We start from the raw sequence: 16,503 nt of genomic DNA, 5'->3' as shown, positions 1-16,503 counted from the left end.
TCCGTCCGGGCCGCCCGCGACCGTTCCGAGGAGGACGTGTGACCACGGTGCTGAAACCGCCACCCCGGCGGCTCAGGACGAGGGAAGGGACACCCGAGCGCCGTACCGTGGATCAGACGCTGTGCGCGGCGGCTCATCTGGTGGAGGGCTTCGCCGACTACACCTTCCGGATCATGAACGGGCGCCCGCAGGCGGGTGCGCCCTCGCTCACCGAGGACCCGGTCGCCCTGCTGCGGCACGCCGGCGCGGCCCGCCGGCTGCGGCGGTTCCGCGACGCGCTCTGCTGCCTGATCGCGTTCTCGGTGGGCGGCCTGATCCTGGTACGGCTCACCGCCGAGCTCGGGCTGCTCCGGGCGAGCCTGGTGCTGGCCCTGACGATCGCCGGCTGGGCCGGCCGGCGGCAGGTCAAGCGCGCGCTCCGGGCGTGGTTCACGTGGGCCTGGCGCAACGGCCGGGACCGGCACCGCAAGGGACCGCTGCGGTGGCTGGCCGCGACGGCGCTCCTCGCGGCGCTCGCGGCCGGGCTCGTGCTGGCCCAGCCGGTGCTGTGGACCTGCGTGGCCGTCGCGCTGACCGGGCTGGCGCTCGGCTGGTTCGTCGTGGTCGGCGAGTCGGCCTGGGCCCACCGCCGCGCGGCCGCCGTCCTGGCTGCGGGCGCGCCACCGGCCCGGCAGCTGGCCGCCCGGCTGAACGGCGAGCTGGAACGGCGGGTCGGGCAGCTCGCCACGGCCAACGTGGTCGCGTACAGCGAGTCACGGGCCGCCGCGCCGTTCGTCGGCAACGGCTTCATCGTCCGGCCGTGGAAGACCGACATCGACGTGACCAAACGCGCGGCGGGCACCGAGGACTCGTTCGAGCTCTTCGACATCGTGGACTTCCACGAGTGGCTGGAGGCGCAGTTCGCGATCGAGAACGCGGTGGAGAGCTCGGCCGCCCGGCAGCTGACCGCCGGGCACCGCCTCTACGTCGACGGCCGGAAGATCGCCTGGGAGTCGGACCTGGTGGCGGCCGAGCAGCCGCTGCCCCGCTCCCGGGTCGACTGGGAGTACCTGGCCCGCGAGCTCCGGCAGTCCGACCGGGCTGAGGACCGGCGGGTCTACTTCTACGTCCAGGAGGTCTGCCGGGGCGGGGACATCGCGGTGTGCATCCTCGTCCGCCCGCTGCTGCAGGGCGGCACGCTGTCCATCGAGTTCGTGCCGCTGGTCATCCCGCCGATCCAGCCCGACGTGCGGGCCCTGATCGACACCGTGCCGATCCGGCTGCGGGACCAGTGCGGCCGGGCGATCCGGATCTGGACCAGGCACACGCCCGCGGCGGTGTTCGGCAGCCCGCTGCGCTGCGCCGCGTCGGTCGCCGAGTGGCTGCACCGGCTGACGCAACGCAGCCGCTGGCGGCTGGCGGCCCGGTACGGCTGGTTCTACGACCTCGGCGCCGTGATGTCCGTCCGCGAGGGCGTCTGCTGGGCGGACCCGGACGAGCTCGACCACTTCGTGATCCGCGACCTCATCCGGATCAACGACCGGCTGCGGGACCGGCTGATGACCTCGATCAAGGCCTATCTCCGCGAGCACGGCATCGACGTCGAGCAGTTGGCGACCGGACTCGCGATCACCAACATCCAGAACTGGAACGTCGGCAACGTCCGCGCCGACATGGTCGGTTTCGGCAACAGCAACACCTTCGGGGACAAGGGGCAGGCATGACGACCGACCAGAACTTCACGATCCACGGCGACGTCCATGCGAACCGGTTCGTCAGCGGGAACCACAACGTCATCGAGGGCGACCGGCTGGCATCGGCCCCCGGCACGGCCGGAGCCGGGCCGGTGTTCGGGGTCGTGACGGCTCTGCCCGAGGAGTTCGCGGCCGTCCGGGCGGTGCTCGACGACCCGCGCCACCCGCACACGGTCGCCGGCGACCGGGCCCTGTACGTCCGGGGACGGCTGCCGAGCCGGGCGGCCGACCGGCCGCACGAGGTCGTGCTCACGCTGCTCGGCGACACCGGCAACACCGCGGCGGCGGAGGCGTGCGCCAACCTGATCCGCAGCTTCCCGTCCGTGGACACCGTGGTGATGTGCGGGATCGCCTGCGGGGTGCCCCGGCCCGGGCACCCCGAGCGGCACGTGCGGCTGGGCGACATCGCCGTGGCGACCTGGGGCATCGCCGACTACGACCACGTGGTCGAGACCGACGCCGGCCGGCGCCCGCGGCAGTCCTTCCCGCTGCCGTCCCCGCAGCTGGTCCGGCTCGCGCGGTTCCTCGCCGCGGTGGAGATCGGCGGGGAACGGCCGTGGGACAAGTGGGTGGACGTCGCGCTGGCGCCCCTGCCCGGCTACGCGCGGCCCGCGGACAGCACGGATGTCGTCGGCGACCCCGACGACGCGGGTCGCACGGTCGCGCACCCGCCGGCCGACGCGTCCGGTCACCTCCCGGGCCTGCCCAAGGTGCACCTCGGGATGATCGGCAGCGCCGACCGGTCCCTGCGCAGCGCGAAGGTGCGCGACGCGCTGGCGGAGTCGCACCGGATGATCGCCCTGGAGATGGAGGGCAAGGGCATCGGCAGCGCCGGGTTCGCCGGCGGACTCGAATGGTTCGTGGTCCGCGGGATCAGCGACTACGGCGACGCCCGTACCACCCGTCGCTGGCGCGGCTACGCGTCCGTGGTCGCCGCCGCCTACGTGCGGGCGCTGCTCGCCGAGTGCCCGCCGCTGAGCCCGCGCGGCGGACACCCGCAGGCCACCGGCGAGGCGCGACGCGAGGGCCACCTATAATTTCGGACTCATGCGGCTTCAGGTGGGTTGTGCGATGTGGTCGCTCAAGTCCTGGCAGGGGCGGTTCGTGGCGCACCCGCTGCCGGCCGGTGAGCGCCTGCGGGCGTACGCCGGCTGGTGCACCGCCGTCGAGGGCAACACCACCTTCTATGCCACGCCGGCCCGGGACACCGTGGTCTCCTGGGCCGAGCAGACCGAGCCCGGCTTCCGGTTCGTGCTCAAGCTGCCGAAGGTCGTCACGCACGAGCGCCGGCTCGCCGACGTCGACGACCCGCTGCGGATCTTCCTGGACGCGATCGAGCCGCTCGGCCCGCGGGCCCACGCGCTCTGGATCCAGCTGCCGGGTTCGTTCACCCCCGCCGACGTGCCGGTCCTCGACCGCTTCCTGCGCCGGCTGCCCACCGCCCACCGGTACGCCGTGGAGGTGCGCCACCCGGAGTTCTTCACCGACGAGCGCGCCACGGCCGGGCTGGAACGGGTGCTGGCCGACGCCGGCGCCGAATGGGTCCCGTTCGACACCACGGCGTTCTTCCGGCACCCGCCGACCAGCGACGCCGAGCGCGACGCCTGGACCAAGAAGCCCCGGATGCCGCGCCGTTCGCGGGCGCTGACCGATCGGCCGATCGTCCGCTACCTCGGCCGGGACGCCACGGCGGAGACCGTCGAGGGCTGGCAGCACTGGGTCGAGGTGACCGCCGGCTGGCTGCGCGAGGGCCGCTCGCCGACCGTGTTCGTGCACACCCCGGACAACGCCGACGCCCCGCTGCTGGCGCGCCGTTTCCACGCCGAGGTCCGGGCCCGGGTGCCGCGGCTCGAGGCGCTGCCGGTGCCCGCGCCGATCGGGCCGCTGACCCTGTTCTGAGACGGCGGCGCGGGCCCGGCCGGTCTAGAATTCCGCCGACGCACTCAGCCGCGGGGGCCAGCGATGACCGGTTTTCAGGTGAAGTACCTCGACGAGACGACCTGGCCGGATTTCGCCCGGCTGGTGGAGGGCCAGAACGGCGTGTGGGGCGGCTGCTGGTGCATGGGCTTCCACGCCGACGGCCTGGCCCGCGGCACCACCGCGGCGCAGCACCGGGCCGCCAAGCAGGAACGGGTCCGGCAGGGCACCACCCACGCGGCCCTGGTCTACGACGGCACCGACTGCGTCGGCTGGTGCCAGTACGGCCCCACCGACGAGCTGCCCCGGATCAAGCACGGCCGCGCCTACCAGGCCGGCCTCGACACCCTGCCGGAGTGGCGCATCACCTGCTTCTACGTCCACAAGCGACACCGCCGGCAGGGGGTCGCCGCCGCCGCGCTCGCCGGCGCCCTGCGGGAGATCGCCCGGCGCGGCGGCGGGACGGTGGAGAGCTACCCGGAGGACACCGAGGGTCGCAAGCCCTCCTCGTCGTTCCTGCACAACGGCACGGCGGCGATGTTCGAGAGCCAGGGCTTCCGGCGCACCCGCCGGCTCGGCAAGAACCACTGGGTGGTGCGCCGGGACGTCCCGGCGGCCGGATGAACGCGCAGGGGCAGCCGGCGCTGCGGACCACGGCGATCTGGGTCGTGTCCGTTCCGGTCGTGCCGCTGCTGCTGCTGAACGCCTTCATGCTGCTGTGGTTCCTGCCGGAGCTGACCTCCTGGGGCACCGCCGGCAACGAGGGTCACCAGTACCTGTGGCTCCTGGTGTTCGTGCTGACCGGCGCCGCCGCGGTGTGCCTGATCCTGGCCTGGCTGCGGCGGCACCGGTCGGCCCGGTGGTGGCTGTGGCTACTGGCGGCCCCGCTGCTGATCACGGTCAGCCTGCCCGCCATGAACGGCCTCTAGCTCCAGCCTAGAACGTATCTGACGGATCATTGCCGGCATCGATGACCGATCGTTGTCATGTCGTGGCTGGTGATCTGACTGACCGGGACTGGGAACGGCTTGCGCCGCTGCTGCCGAGCATGGACCCGCAGCGTGGTGGCCGGTGGCGTGATCACCGGTTCTCGCGGTGGGAACAGGACGGGACCCGGGCCAGGATCGAGCAGCGTCTGCAGACCGATGCTGACGCCCATCTGCTCGCCGAAGGACGTGGCCGGAGCCTGTTCAGACGGCTCACACCGGGTCAGGCCAGCGATACCAGAGAGTTGGTGCCGCTGTTGGACAACGTTGCGGTGGCCCGGCCCGGCGGTCAGGGCCGGCCCTGCAAGCGGCTTGACCATTTACTCGCGGACAAGGCGTACGGGTCGAAGGCGACCGGCGCTCGTTACGCGCCCGGCGGGTCCCGCACACGATCCCGGGCCGTCGCCACCCGTACGACAAGCTCAAAGACCGTTACGACTTTCGCCATTTCTGGATCACGGTTCTCCCCGTGATCCAGCCTGTAGCCGGGTTCGTCCGGTATGCGCGATTGGCCCTTGGGGGGTGTGTGGAGGCTGAGGGGTCATCTCAGGAGGAAAGGGGTGCCAGTGGTGGACCTTGTAGCGGTGGGGTGTGGCTGGAACGTTTTAGCTCATCAAGATCTGCGGGAAGGCTGCCGTAGAGGCTGCGACGGCGATGAATGGCGAAAGTCGACCGACCGGAGCTGACCATGATCCGTCAGATGCGCTCCAGGAAACGCGGGTCCAGGATTCGGGCTCCGCGAAGCCGCTGGTGAACGACGCGAGCATCGGGCGCACGACACCAGGCGCGCCGCGCTGCGGCTCATCCGGCGGGCGCCCGCAACAAAGACATCACCTCCCGGCTGTACCTGAGCGAGGGCACCGTCAAGACTCGCGCCGGCTCAGGATCCGCGACCGCACCCAGTCGCCGCCGGTCAGCCCGGCGTCGTCCCCGAGCCCGTCCGGGCGGGCTCCCGCTGCCGCTCCGGCGTCGCGTTGGCCGGTGCCAGCCTCGGCCGGCGGCGGGCCCGGATCGACCGCCGGGCGCTCAACGCCCATCGCAGCAGCGTGCGCGGCACCGCGTTCTGGGTGGCCAGGTGCAGCACGTAGCGCCACATCGGATACTCGCCGCGCCGGTTCGACAGCGCGTACGAGAACTGCTTGGCCGGCAGGTCCACATAGTCCGGCACCCGCTCGAACCATTCGCTGCTGGCCTTGGCCGCGCGTTGCAGCGGGGCCAGCGCCGTCTTGCGGCGGTGTTCGTAGCGTTCCAGCGCCACCGCCAGGTCGTCGCCGCCGGAGATCGCGTCGGCCAGCGCCATCGCGTCCTGCATCGCCAGCTTGGTGCCCGAGCCGATCGCGAAGTGGGTGGTGTGCGCGGCGTCGCCCATCAGCACCACGTTGCCGTGGTCCCAGCGCTGGTTGGTCAGCCGGCGGTAGTTCTGCCAGCCGGTGCCGCCCGCCTCGGCGCGGTGGTCGATCAGCGGCCGGCCGTCCAGGTGGGCCGCGAAGATCTCCTGCAGGCGGGTGCAGCCCGCGGCCGCGTCCAGCCGGTCCAGGCCCAGCCCGGTCCAGGTCTCCGGCGTGCATTCCACGATGAAGGTGCTGGTCTCGCCGTCGAACGGGTAGGCGTGGTACCAGATCCAGCCCGCCGAGGTCCGCTCGAAGCCGAACGTGAACGTGTCGAAGACGTGCGGCGTGCCGAGCCAGATGTACTTGTTGCGGCCCACCTCGATCTCGGCGCCGAAGTGCTCCGCGTACCGGTCGCGGATGCGGCTGCCGGCGCCGTCGCTCGCCACGACCAGGTCGGCGTCGGGGACCTCGGTCAGCTCATCGCGGAACCGGACGTCGACACCCAGCTCCCGCGCCCGGGCGGCGAGGATGTCCAGCAGCTCGCGCCGGCCCAGGCTGAAGCCGTACCCGGCGAGGTGGGTGACGGCCTTGCCGGTGGCGCGGACCTCGTAGGAGTCCCAGCGGCAGGCCGCCTGCGAGATGCGCTCGGCGCTGACCGGGTCGTAGCGGAACAGGTCGTCGAGCAGGTCGTCCCAGAAGACCACACCCCAGCCGTACGTGACGCCGGCCGGGTTACGTTCCAGCACGGTGATCTCGTGCGCGGGGTCGGCCAGCTTCGCCAGCACCGCGAAGTACAGGCCGGCGGGGCCGCCGCCGACGCAGGTGATGCGCATGCCGAGCTCCTAACGGTAGGGCGGGAAGGTGCCGGACCGGTCGTCCGGGTCGGCGCCGGGCCGGTGGCCGGTCACCAGCGAGCGGTACGCGACGGGGTCGGCGACCACCCGCCAGGTGTGGAACGCGTGCCGGCCCGGCGAGAAGCCCGCCTTGTACGAGAACAATGAGTCGTTGCTGCCGCCCTTGCCCCCGCCGAGGTGGAACACCCGGTCGCCGTGGCTCTTGCACCAGCGCCGCACCTCGTCGTAGAGCAGCTCGTCGGCGTAGCGTCGGGGCGCCCGCCGGGTGGACGACAGGTAGCCGGTGGCGATGCCGTGGTGGGTGAAGAACGTGTTGCCGCCGACCACCTCGTCACCCTCCAGCGCGACGGCCAGGTGCATCCGGTCGCCGACGGCGTCGTGCAGGGCGGCCAGGTGCTCGCGGGTGACGAAGTAGTACGACGTGGCGCCGACCCGGCGCATGTTGTCGTGGTAGACCTCCACCCACTCGCCGAGCCGGTCCCAGTCGTCGAAGACGATCCGGGTGCCGGCCCGGCGCGCCCGGTTGATGTGGTTGCGGTGGTCGCTGCGGGTCTGGCTCCACATCTCCTCGAGGTCGACCGTCAGGTCCATCGAGACGGTCTCGCCGTGCCGCACCAGCGTGCCGAACTGCTCCAGAGTGGACAGTGGCGCGGCCAGCAGCGGGTGCATCCGGACGAACGCCGTCACGATGCCCTCGGCGCGCAGCGTCTCCAGGAGCGCGGCGCAGGCCCGCTGCCAGAAGCCGGCGTCGCCGCTGCCGATCGGGCCGGGATAGCCGTACGGCGACAGCGCGTCGCGCAGGTCCGAGCCCGGCACGTCGCGCAGGATCAACGGCAGCAGCAGCCGGTGGCCCGGCTCGGCGTAGGAGAAGGCGGTCGGCGTGCCGCCGTACAGCTTCGCGTCGAGCTCGACGTACGCCGGTTCGTGGTACATGTCGTGCGGGGTCTGCTGCAGCGCCTCCTTCCACTCGCGCGCCGCGGGTTCCAGCAGCGAAGCCTTCACGGTGATGCCTCCCTTACGACCGCAGGATCCGGGCGTTGAGCGCCATGTTGGCGGCGAACTGATCGTTGACCACCTCGTGCCGTTCCAGCCGCAGCTGCACGGCGGTGTCGTAGCGGCCCAGCTTGACGAAGCCGTCGGAGAACCACCCGTTGTCGGCGCCGGTGCCGTCGACGTACGCGCGGTAGATGCTGCCGCCGGGCCAGATCACCTTGGTCAGCAGCGCCCCGAAGGCCGCCATGTCGTCCCGGGTCCACGGCCGGCCGCGGTCGCGCGCCTCGACGACGTACGCCATGACGCCGTTGCCGTGGCTGACGTCCTGCCCGGGCCGCCGGGCCGAGCCCCAGACGTCGCTCCAGAAGTACGCGGTGGGTTCGACGGGGTGGCGCCGCAACTGCCCGCGCAGGCTCGCGCCGCTGCCCGGCAGGTGCAGGTCGATGTTGCCGACCACCTCGAGGTACCGCGCGCGGCGGGCCGGATCGGCGGTGATCCGGGACAGGTGCAGCCCGATCAGCGCCCAGTGCGCCGCCATGTGGGTGCGCTCGCGGTAGATCGTCTCGCCGGCGCCGCGGGCCAGCCACTTGGCGAACACGTGCGTCTCGGCGAAGTCCAGCAGCCGGTCGTAGCGGGCGCGGTAGTCCGGGTCGGCGCGGACCGCCGGGTTGTCGCGCATGGCGACCAGCAGCGCGGTCCCGTACCGCCAGAAGTAGCTCTCGTAGAGCGGCACCTCGTCGCCGCCCTGCCCGGTCTTGCTCGACGCCCAGCCGCGGTAGTCGTCGCGGAAGGTGCTGGCGCGCAGGTCGGTCGAGGGCCGGGCGGAGCCGGCCACGTTCTCGGTGAACTCCAGGGCGCGGTCGAGGTAACGGCGCTCGCCGGTGGCGCGGAACATCGCCACGCACGCGTCCAGCGAGTAGGACAGGTCGTAGTGGTCCCAGCTGTCCGCCGACCGGCTCAGCGGCAGGCTGTTCGCGTACTGGTAGTCCCAGCTCTGCTCGAACACCGCCGCCCAGTGCGCCACGGTTTTGATCTCGGCCCGGCTCGGCGGGGCGGCCGGCGCCGCCGGCAGCGGCTGCATGATCGTCGGTACGTCGGCGCGTGGCGGTGCGCTCGCGGCGGTCAGCGAGGCGAGGCCGAGCAGCAGCACCGCCCGCCGGCCGATTCTCAGGTGGTCGGTGGTCATCGCGGCACCGGCTCCCGGTCCGGCACGGGCGGCGTGCTGGTGGCCGGCAGCGCCGGGGCCACCGCGGCCGCCGCGGCCATGGCGGCGAACAGCCAGGCCAGCCGGGCGTCGTAGTAGTCGCCGGAGAACAGGCTGCTCAGCCCGACGAAGACCGCGGCGGCCACGGCGAGCCCGGTGGCCTGGGGGCGGGCGCCGCCGCCGCGCACGGTCCGGGCCCAGAGCACGATCGCGGCGGTCAGCAGCCCGATGCCGATCAGGCCGCCCTCCGCCGCGACGCCGAGGACATAGTTGTGCGGGTACTCGACGGCCTGGTTGACGCCGATCAGGCCGTAGAAGCCGTCCAGCCCGGCGCCGCCGATGGGGTGCTCGACGGCGATCCGCCACGCGGCCGCCCAGATGTCGGTGCGGTCGGACAGGTAGCGCTGCTGCACGGTCTGCTCGACGAACCGCTCCTGGAACAGGTCGGTGAACGCCGGTGGGGCGAACGCCCAGATCGTGGCCGTGGCGAGCACCAGCACGACGCCGGCGGCGACCACCGGGCCGGTCCGCAGCCGGCTGCGGATCTTGAACAGGGCGGCGACGCCGACGGCCACCCCGGCCAGCAGCCCGGCCCGCGACCCGCTCAGCACCGCGGCCAGCAGGAACAGCGGGATCACCAGCAGCGGCAGGATCCGGCGGGTGCACAGGTACAGGGCCACGGCGCTGATCACGCCGAGGATCTCGATCCGGACGAAGACGTTCGGGCCGCCGCCGAACGCCGAGTAGCGGCCCTGCTCGCCGGGGCCGTTGATGAACAGCGCGGCGAGGGCGAAGACGATCGCCGCGACGAAGAACAGCAGGAACGTGGTGCGGACGACCACCGTGGGGTCGCCGAGGGTGTACACGTAGTACGCCACGGTGAGCACGCCCAGCAGCACCAGGTCGAGCGTCTGCGGGCCGACCCGCGAGGCCGACGGCGCCCACAGCCCGGAGGCGATTTGGAACAGGAAGAACAGCAGCGTCACCACCAGCCAGCCCTCGCGCCGGCGCCCGCCCGGCGCCCGGGGCCGGCGGGCGACGTCGACGGCGAGCACGACCAGGGCGATGAGCAGCCCGATCACCCGCAGGTCCACCCAGGCCAGGTCGAGGAAGCCGGCCCGGTCCAGGGTGAACCGCCCGCCGATGGCGACCAGGATCAGCACCAGGGCGGGGGCGAGGAAGACCCGCGGGCTGCGCAGCCAGCTCATGCCGGCTCCCGTCCGGCCCGGTCCCGGGTGAGCCGGCTGGCGACCAGGGCGAAGAGCAGGCAGGAGCCGTAACCGAGCAGCGAGCCGTACGCGGCGCCGAGGATGCCGTACGGCGGGATCAGCAGCAGGTACGCGGCGAAGCTGATCGCGAAGCCGGTGATCTCGGCGGCGGACACCAGGGCGCTGTGCCCGCGGGCGATCAGCAGGCCCAGGCTGATCCGCGAGACGGCGTAGAGGCCGGCGGCGGCCACCAGCGGCAGCACCACGACCTTGGCGGGGGCGTACTGCGCGCCGAACAGCGGCACGATGAGCAGGTACAGCGCGCCGGCCGCGAGCGGGGCCACCACCAGGCAGTAGACGGCCGCGGCGGTGACGATCGGGCGGGTGTCCAGGGCGCCCTCGCGGTGGGTGGCCCGCCACTTGCCGAGCCGGGAGTCCGCGTACGCGCGCAGCGGCCAGGCCAGCAGCTCGGTCATCGTGGCGACGGCGGCGTACAGGCCGAGGGCGGAGGTGGAGGCCAGCACCGGCAGCGCGAGGCGGTCGGCCCGCAGCATCGCCATGTTCGACAGCGCGGCCGGGAAGAGCGCCAGCCCCTCCCGCCGGACGGTGCGGTTGTGGGCCAGCGGCGGGGCGGCGGGCGCCGGCAGCCGCAGCCACACGATCAGGTAGGCCAGCGTGGGCACCGCACCGGAGATCAGGTAGGCGAGGATCCACACCGCCGGGTGGGTGGCGCCGGCCACGAACAGGGTGACCAGCAGGGCCAGCAGCAGCAGGGACTCGATGATGCGGGCGTACAGGAAGTCGCGCACCCGTCCGACGCAGATCGCGATCGCCCGGGTCGCCAGGCTGGTGGCCTCGGCGGCGGCGTAGCCGACGATCAGCGCGATGATCAGCGTGCCGGGATCGAGCCGGTCCGGGGCCAGCACGGCGAAGCCGGCCGCGACGGCCAGCGTCAGGCCGCCGGGCACGACGAGCAGCCGGGCGTAGGCCCGCACCGCGGCGGCGGGCGTGACGGCGTGGTAGCTCGCGACGAAGCTGCGTTCGGTGCCCAGCAGCAGCACCTGGGTGGCCAGGTACACCACCTGGAGGATCAGCGCGACCTCGCCGCGGCCGGACGGGCTCAGCGCGCGGACCATCAGCACGTTGGCGGCCAGCGCGACGCCGCCGGTCAGCACCTGCGAGGCGAGCAGCTTGACGTACGGCTCGCGGAGCTGGGCGGTGAGCCAGGCAGCCGGGCGGCCCCGGGGCGCGGCGGCGGTGCCCGCCTGCGGCGTGGCGCGCTCCGCCTGCAGCTCACTCACCGGGCTGCGGCTTCTCGTCCGGGGTGCGCTGCACCGGCAGGTGCGGCGGCTCGGGCCGGGCCGGCTCGTCGGCGGGCTGGGCGACGACGACCCGGGCCTGCCCGCGGATCACCGCCGTGCCGGATTCGTCGCGCGGCTGCTGCTCGGCCTCCTCGGGCGTGCCGACGGTGGCCTTGACCACCTGGGCGCGGCCCCGCACGGTGCCGGGGTGCGGCCGGGCGGCCGCGGGCTCGCCGTCGCCGCCGGCCGGGTCGTCGGCGGTTGCGGCCGGGTCGGCGCCGAACAGCTCGGTGACCAGTTCCGGATCGGACGGTGTGGCCGGCACCACGGGGCTGGGCTGCCAGGAGCCGCCGGTGGGCAGCTTCTTCGGCAGCGCGTTGAGGACGGCGCCGGCGAGCTTGGCGCCCACCCGTTCGAGCAGGTCCATCGAGCGCTCGACGTCGACCGTACGGGTGCGGTTGGCGCGGACCACCAGCAGCGCGCCGTCGGTGACCTTGCTCAGCACCGCCGCGTCGGCGACGCCGTGCAGCGGCGGCGCGTCCACGATCACCACGTCGAAGCGTTCGGTGAGGGCGCGCAGGGCCGCGCTCAGCCGCGGCGAGGCCAGGATCTCGCCCGGGTCGGCCGGCTGCCGGCCCGAGGGCAGCACGGTGAGCCGGCCGTCCAGCGAGTCCTGCAGCACGTCGGGCACGGCGGCCGCGCCGGAGAGCACGTCGGCCAGCCCGCGGCTGGTGTCCAGCGCCAGGTAGCGGCCGACCCCGGGGGTCCGCAGGTTGGCGTCGACCAGCACCACCGAGGCGCCGGTCTCGGCCATGGCGATGGCCAGGCCGCACGCGACGGCGGTGGTGCCCTCCTTCGGCTGGGCGCCGGTGAGCAGCAGCGACGTGCCGCGCTCGGTGCCCTCGTGCAGGCCGGCGAAGTCGGGCAGCAGGCTGCGCAACCGCCGGAACGCCTCGGCGAGCGCCTCGTCCGGGTAGCCGTTGCGCCCGGACCGGCCGCCGAGGGAGATGACGCCGACCGCGCCCAGCCCGAGCCGGCGCAGGTCGTCCTCCTCGGCGACGGTCTTGCGGGTGGCCTCGCGGACCGCGACGGCGACGGCGCCGATCAGCAGGCCCAGCACCGCGGAGAAGCCGATGTTGCGGACCAGGTTGCCGGGCACCCGGGTGGTGACCGGTTGCTGCGCGATGGTGACCGACGGGGTGGGTCCGTCGGTGGGCGCGGCGGCCGGCGGGTCCAGCTGCTTGGCGAGGCTGACCAGCGACGAGGTGGCGGCGGTGACGATGGCCTCGCTGCGCTCGGCGGAGGCGTCGGTGGCCGAGACCACCAGCAGGTCGGTGCCGTCCTGCACCTGGGCGGACAGGCTGCGCTGGACCTCGGCCGTGCTCAGCGGCAGGTCCAGCTTGGTGATCACGGTCTCGGCCACCCGCGGGCCGGTGAGCAGGGCGATGTAGGAGTTGAGCCGGCTCGCCTTGGCGTCCGGGTCGCCGCTGCCGGTGGTCACGAACAGCACCATCGACGAGCGGTAGGCCGGCGCGGCGGTCAGCGTCAGCCCGGCGGCGAGCCCGGCGGCCAGCAGCAGCGGCAGGACGATCCACACCCACCGGCGCCGGCAGGCCCGCACGTACTCACGCAGTTCCACTCTGCTTCTCCCCGATCGTCTGGCCCGCGCGGGCGAGGCCCCGGTGGCGGCCGGCCGCCGACCGTGCCAGGACGGCTTCGAACTGTGCGAAGAGCAGGTCCCGGGAGAACCGCTCGACGGCGAGCCGGTGGGCGGCCTCGCGGGCCTGCTTGAGCCACACCTCGTCGCGCAGGTGCGCGGCCAGCAGCACGCCGGCCCCGTCCGCGTCGTACGGGTCGAGCACCAGCCCGGCGCCGGTCTCGGTCAGCAGGTCGGCCTGCCACCCGCCGTAGTTGACGGCGATCGGCCGGGAGGCGGCCAGCGCGTCGAAGAACTTGTTGGCCGAGTTGTCCCACAGGGCGCGGATCGGCCGGACGAAGCTGGACGACAGCGTGGCGGCGCCCAGGATCACCGGCAGGTCGGCCTTGGGCACCTGCTCCCACATGTGCACGGTGCGGTCGAGCAGCCCGTACTCGGCGGCCAGCCGCTTGGTCTCGTCCCACTCCTTGCCGTGCCCGACGATGAGCACCTGCGCCTCGGCGTCTGTCTCGGCCATCCGGCGGGCGGCCCGGACCAGGTACTCCACGCCGTTGACCCGGCCCAGCGCGCCGGTGTAGACGATCAGCGGCCGGTCGCCGAGCCAGCGGTGCCGCTCCCGGAAGCCCCGCACGGCCTCCGGCGCCACCTCGAACATCGCCAGGTCGGCGGCGTTGGGGATCACCGTGGTGCGGGTGCCGGGCCGGCGCGCGGTGACCCCGGCCGCCATGCCCGGGGAGAGCGCGACGACCTCCTCGGCGCTGCGGTACGCGAGGTTCGCCAGCGCCCCGGCCAGCCACCGGGCAACCGGGTTGCGCAGCACGCCCATCTCGATCGGCACCTCGGGCCACAGGTCGCGCACCTCGAAGACGAACGGCACCCGGCGCAGCTTGGCCGCGAGCACGCCGGGCACCGCGACGGTCAACGGGGTGCTGGTGGCGAACACCAGGTCGGCCTTGAGCACGGTGGCCTTCACCGCCGCCACGATCATGAACTCGGCGAAGGCGCGCAGCCGCTGGGCGAAGGACATGTGGTTGGAGTACGGCACGGAGAACCAGTGCACCTGGATGCCGTCGTCGTCGGTGCGCCGCCAGCCCAGCGACCGCCTGCCGCCGGTGATGTCGGTGGTGATGACGTGCACCTCGTGGCCCCGGGCGACCAGCCGGCGGGCCTGCTCGTAGGAGCGGATCCCGCCGGTCATCGTGGGGTTGCAGTAGTACTGGTGGATGTAGACGATGCGCATGCCGTCCCGGCCCTCTCGCTCGGCGGTCATCGGGCCACCGCGCGGACGGCGGCGACGACGCGTTCCCGGTCGTGGTCGGTGAGCGCGGAGCCGCTCGGCAGGCACAGCCCGCGGCGGAACAGCTCGGCGCTGACCGCGCCGCCGCGCATCACGCAGTCGCGGAACACCGGCTGCAGGTGCATCGGCTTCCAGGCGGGCCGCGCCTCGATGTTCTGCCCGCCCAGGTGCTCGATGATCCGGTCGCGGTCCGCGCCGAACGCCGTCTCGTCGACCAGCAGGCAGCTGAGCCACCAGTTCGGCACGCCGTAGTCGGCGACCGGCATGAAGGTCAGCCCGGGCAGGTCGCCCAGCGTGGCGCGGTAGTACTGGGCGGTGCGCCGGCGGGCCGCGACCAGCTCGCCGAGGCGCTGCACCTGGCCGCGGCCGACCGCGGCGAGCAGGTTGCTCAACCGGTAGTTGTAGCCGACCGCGCGGTGCTCGTAGTGCGGCACCGGCTCGCGGGCCTGGGTGGCCAGGTACCGGGTGCGGTTCGCCACCCGGCCGTCGTCGGTGACGAGCATGCCGCCGCCCCCGGTGGTGATGATCTTGTTGCCGTTGAACGACAGCACCCCGGCCAGCCCGAACGACCCGGCCGGCCGGCCGCGGTAGGTCGCGCCGAGCGCCTCCGCCGCGTCCTCGACCAGCGCGACGCCGTAGCGGTCGCAGGCCTCCAGCAGGGGGTCGTAGTCGGCGCACTGGCCGTACATGTCGACGGCGACGACCGCCCGGGGGAGCTGGCCGCGGCCGGCCCGCAGCCGCAGCTCCTCGGCGACCAGCCCGGGGTCGAGGTTCCAGGAGTCGGCGGTGCTGTCCAGGAACACCGGCCGGGCGCCGAGGTACATGACCGCGTTGGCGGTGGCGGCGAAGGTGAAGGAGGGCACCAGCACGGTGTCGCCGCGGCGGACGCCGGCCGCGGTCAGGGCCAGGTGCAGCGCGGCGGTGCCGCTGCTGAGCGCGACCGCGTGCCGGACCCCGGTCAGCTCGGCCACCTGCGCCTCGAAGGCGTCCAGGTCGGGACCGACCGGCGCCACCCAGTTGGAGTCGAACGCCTCGAGCAGCAGCTTGCGCTCGACCTCGCCGACGTCCGGCGGGGACAGGTAGATGCGCTGCTCAGTCATGGACACGCGTCCGCACGGCCCAGAGCGGCCAGGCCGGGTGCAGGCCCTGGCGCTGGATCCACATCGGGGAGTCGCCCGGGTGCATCGGCGCCCGCAACGTCGTGGCGAAGCTGCGGTAGCCCGCCTCGCGCACGGTCCGCAGGTCGCGGTCGAGGAAATCCACGGCGGGATTGCCGTACGGGGCGGCGAAGTCGCGCACCTCGACGCCGAGCTGGTCCTCGATCTCCTTCTTGGAGTCGAGGATCTCCCGGACCGCGGCGTCGTCGTCGGAATCCGCCAGCCGGGGGTGGGTGACGGTGTGCGAGCCGAAGTGGTGCCCGGCCACCGCCAGGCTGCGGCAGTCGTTCCAGGTGAGGTTGCCGGGCCGGCCGACCAGCCCGGAGGTGAGGAAGAAGGTGGCCGGCACCCGCAGCTCCAGCAGCAGCGGCGAGACGACGTCGCGCCAGCTGAGGTGCCCGTCGTCGAAGGAGAGGCAGAACATCGGGCCGGTCAGCGGGCGGCGCCCGGCGAGCACGTCGAGGGCCTCGTCCCAGGAGACCAGCGGGCCGCGCCGGGCGAACGCGGCCAGGTGCCGGCGCAGATCACCGGCGTACTCGGCGGGCACGTCGTGGTAGAAGGGGAAGTAGAGCCCGGCGGTGGCCGGCAGCCGGCGAAACATCCCGGCCGGGGCCAGGATCCGGCCCTGCACGCGCGGGCGGGCCCGCAGTCTGCTGCGCAGCCCGAGCTCGTTCAGCCGTCGCTTGAATCCGGCCGGCGATGCCATGTCGCGCCACCCCCTGCTGCGTCGGCTCCGGTGTCCCACCCACCCTGACAAATGCGGGCCGGGGTGCGTCAGTAGCAATTGTCATAATGAACATGAAGAGTATTCACATCAATTCGGGAACCGTCCGGACGGTCCTTGCGGAATGGACGGACGGCGGGG

The 16,503-nt window shown here is 73.3% G+C and carries 14 protein-coding genes; 5 read left to right on the top strand and 9 right to left on the bottom strand.

Going from position 1 to position 16,503, the window contains the following annotated elements:
* Positions 1 to 107: 107 nt before the first annotated feature.
* The 5 genes from ACIBQZ_RS28870 to ACIBQZ_RS28850 all read left to right on the top strand — a co-directional run bounded on the left by ACIBQZ_RS28870 (position 108) and on the right by ACIBQZ_RS28850 (position 4,579).
* Positions 108 to 1,703, top strand: a complete 1,596-nt coding sequence (locus ACIBQZ_RS28870) for a hypothetical protein (protein WP_396091943.1) — start codon at positions 108 to 110, stop codon at positions 1,701 to 1,703.
* The gene (locus ACIBQZ_RS28865; protein ID WP_396091942.1) at positions 1,700 to 2,770 is read left to right on the top strand and encodes a hypothetical protein; all 1,071 of its coding nucleotides are present in this window, start codon (positions 1,700 to 1,702) and stop codon (positions 2,768 to 2,770) included. Before ACIBQZ_RS28870 ends, ACIBQZ_RS28865 begins: the two co-directional genes overlap by 4 nt.
* A gap of 34 nt (positions 2,771 to 2,804) precedes the next feature.
* Positions 2,805 to 3,632 (top strand): DUF72 domain-containing protein, encoded by an 828-nt coding sequence (locus ACIBQZ_RS28860; RefSeq protein WP_396091993.1) that lies wholly within the window; start codon positions 2,805 to 2,807, stop codon positions 3,630 to 3,632.
* A 63-nt stretch (positions 3,633 to 3,695) separates the two neighbouring features.
* Positions 3,696 to 4,274 carry a GNAT family N-acetyltransferase gene (locus tag ACIBQZ_RS28855; protein WP_396091941.1) on the top strand — a complete coding sequence of 193 codons (579 nt, stop codon included), beginning with the start codon at positions 3,696 to 3,698 and terminating at the stop codon, positions 4,272 to 4,274.
* Positions 4,271 to 4,579, top strand: coding sequence for a hypothetical protein (locus tag ACIBQZ_RS28850; RefSeq protein ID WP_396091940.1), 309 nt, complete (start codon positions 4,271 to 4,273; stop codon positions 4,577 to 4,579). The genes ACIBQZ_RS28855 and ACIBQZ_RS28850 overlap by 4 nt, the downstream gene beginning before the upstream one ends.
* A 970-nt stretch (positions 4,580 to 5,549) precedes the next feature.
* On the opposite strand, the gene ACIBQZ_RS28845 is transcribed toward ACIBQZ_RS28850, so the two are convergent.
* Genes ACIBQZ_RS28845 through ACIBQZ_RS28805 form a run of 9 tightly spaced genes read right to left on the bottom strand, consistent with a single transcriptional unit; the run spans position 5,550 to position 16,344 of the window.
* Positions 5,550 to 6,800 (bottom strand): FAD-dependent monooxygenase, encoded by a 1,251-nt coding sequence (locus tag ACIBQZ_RS28845; protein ID WP_396091939.1) that lies wholly within the window; start codon positions 6,798 to 6,800, stop codon positions 5,550 to 5,552.
* A gap of 9 nt (positions 6,801 to 6,809) precedes the next feature.
* On the bottom strand, positions 6,810 to 7,823 hold the full coding sequence (locus ACIBQZ_RS28840; protein ID WP_396091938.1) for a GNAT family N-acetyltransferase: 1,014 nt from the start codon (positions 7,821 to 7,823) through the stop codon (positions 6,810 to 6,812).
* A gap of 13 nt (positions 7,824 to 7,836) precedes the next feature.
* Complete coding sequence (locus ACIBQZ_RS28835) at positions 7,837 to 9,000, bottom strand: hypothetical protein (RefSeq protein ID WP_396091937.1); 1,164 nt, start codon at positions 8,998 to 9,000, stop codon at positions 7,837 to 7,839.
* Positions 8,997 to 10,226 carry an O-antigen ligase family protein gene (locus tag ACIBQZ_RS28830; protein ID WP_396091936.1) on the bottom strand — a complete coding sequence of 410 codons (1,230 nt, stop codon included), beginning with the start codon at positions 10,224 to 10,226 and terminating at the stop codon, positions 8,997 to 8,999. The genes ACIBQZ_RS28835 and ACIBQZ_RS28830 overlap by 4 nt, the downstream gene beginning before the upstream one ends.
* Positions 10,223 to 11,527 carry a lipopolysaccharide biosynthesis protein gene (locus tag ACIBQZ_RS28825; RefSeq protein WP_396091935.1) on the bottom strand — a complete coding sequence of 435 codons (1,305 nt, stop codon included), beginning with the start codon at positions 11,525 to 11,527 and terminating at the stop codon, positions 10,223 to 10,225. The genes ACIBQZ_RS28830 and ACIBQZ_RS28825 overlap by 4 nt, the downstream gene beginning before the upstream one ends.
* Positions 11,520 to 13,166 carry a polysaccharide biosynthesis tyrosine autokinase gene (locus ACIBQZ_RS28820; RefSeq protein ID WP_396091934.1) on the bottom strand — a complete coding sequence of 549 codons (1,647 nt, stop codon included), beginning with the start codon at positions 13,164 to 13,166 and terminating at the stop codon, positions 11,520 to 11,522. Before ACIBQZ_RS28820 ends, ACIBQZ_RS28825 begins: the two co-directional genes overlap by 8 nt.
* Complete coding sequence (locus tag ACIBQZ_RS28815; protein WP_396091933.1) at positions 13,153 to 14,454, bottom strand: glycosyltransferase family 4 protein; 1,302 nt, start codon at positions 14,452 to 14,454, stop codon at positions 13,153 to 13,155. The genes ACIBQZ_RS28820 and ACIBQZ_RS28815 overlap by 14 nt, the downstream gene beginning before the upstream one ends.
* Positions 14,451 to 15,581: an aminotransferase class I/II-fold pyridoxal phosphate-dependent enzyme gene (locus ACIBQZ_RS28810; RefSeq protein WP_396091932.1), complete on the bottom strand. Its 1,131-nt coding sequence runs from the start codon at positions 15,579 to 15,581 to the stop codon at positions 14,451 to 14,453. The genes ACIBQZ_RS28815 and ACIBQZ_RS28810 overlap by 4 nt, the downstream gene beginning before the upstream one ends.
* Entirely contained in the window at positions 15,574 to 16,344 is a 771-nt protein-coding gene (locus ACIBQZ_RS28805; protein WP_396091931.1) for a polysaccharide deacetylase family protein, read from the bottom strand. Before ACIBQZ_RS28805 ends, ACIBQZ_RS28810 begins: the two co-directional genes overlap by 8 nt.
* Positions 16,345 to 16,503: the final 159 nt, after the last annotated feature.

Source organism: Actinoplanes sp. NPDC049599, assembly GCF_044465625.1.
Lineage (GTDB): Bacteria > Actinomycetota > Actinomycetes > Mycobacteriales > Micromonosporaceae > Actinoplanes.
This window is presented reverse-complemented; position numbering and strand designations above follow the sequence as displayed.

Excerpts from the sequence above, each read along its gene's own strand:
- ACIBQZ_RS28865 (WP_396091942.1), top strand. The coding sequence starts at position 1,700 with ATGACGACCGACCAGAACTTCACGATCCACGGCGACGTCCATGCGAAC.
- ACIBQZ_RS28860 (WP_396091993.1), top strand. The coding sequence starts at position 2,805 with ATGTGGTCGCTCAAGTCCTGGCAGGGGCGGTTCGTGGCGCACCCGCTG.
- ACIBQZ_RS28855 (WP_396091941.1), top strand. The coding sequence starts at position 3,696 with ATGACCGGTTTTCAGGTGAAGTACCTCGACGAGACGACCTGGCCGGAT.
- ACIBQZ_RS28850 (WP_396091940.1), top strand. The coding sequence starts at position 4,271 with ATGAACGCGCAGGGGCAGCCGGCGCTGCGGACCACGGCGATCTGGGTC.
- ACIBQZ_RS28845 (WP_396091939.1), bottom strand. The coding sequence starts at position 6,800 with ATGCGCATCACCTGCGTCGGCGGCGGCCCCGCCGGCCTGTACTTCGCG.
- ACIBQZ_RS28835 (WP_396091937.1), bottom strand. The coding sequence starts at position 9,000 with ATGACCACCGACCACCTGAGAATCGGCCGGCGGGCGGTGCTGCTGCTC.
- ACIBQZ_RS28830 (WP_396091936.1), bottom strand. The coding sequence starts at position 10,226 with ATGAGCTGGCTGCGCAGCCCGCGGGTCTTCCTCGCCCCCGCCCTGGTG.
- ACIBQZ_RS28815 (WP_396091933.1), bottom strand. The coding sequence starts at position 14,454 with ATGACCGCCGAGCGAGAGGGCCGGGACGGCATGCGCATCGTCTACATC.
- ACIBQZ_RS28810 (WP_396091932.1), bottom strand. The coding sequence starts at position 15,581 with ATGACTGAGCAGCGCATCTACCTGTCCCCGCCGGACGTCGGCGAGGTC.
- ACIBQZ_RS28805 (WP_396091931.1), bottom strand. The coding sequence starts at position 16,344 with ATGGCATCGCCGGCCGGATTCAAGCGACGGCTGAACGAGCTCGGGCTG.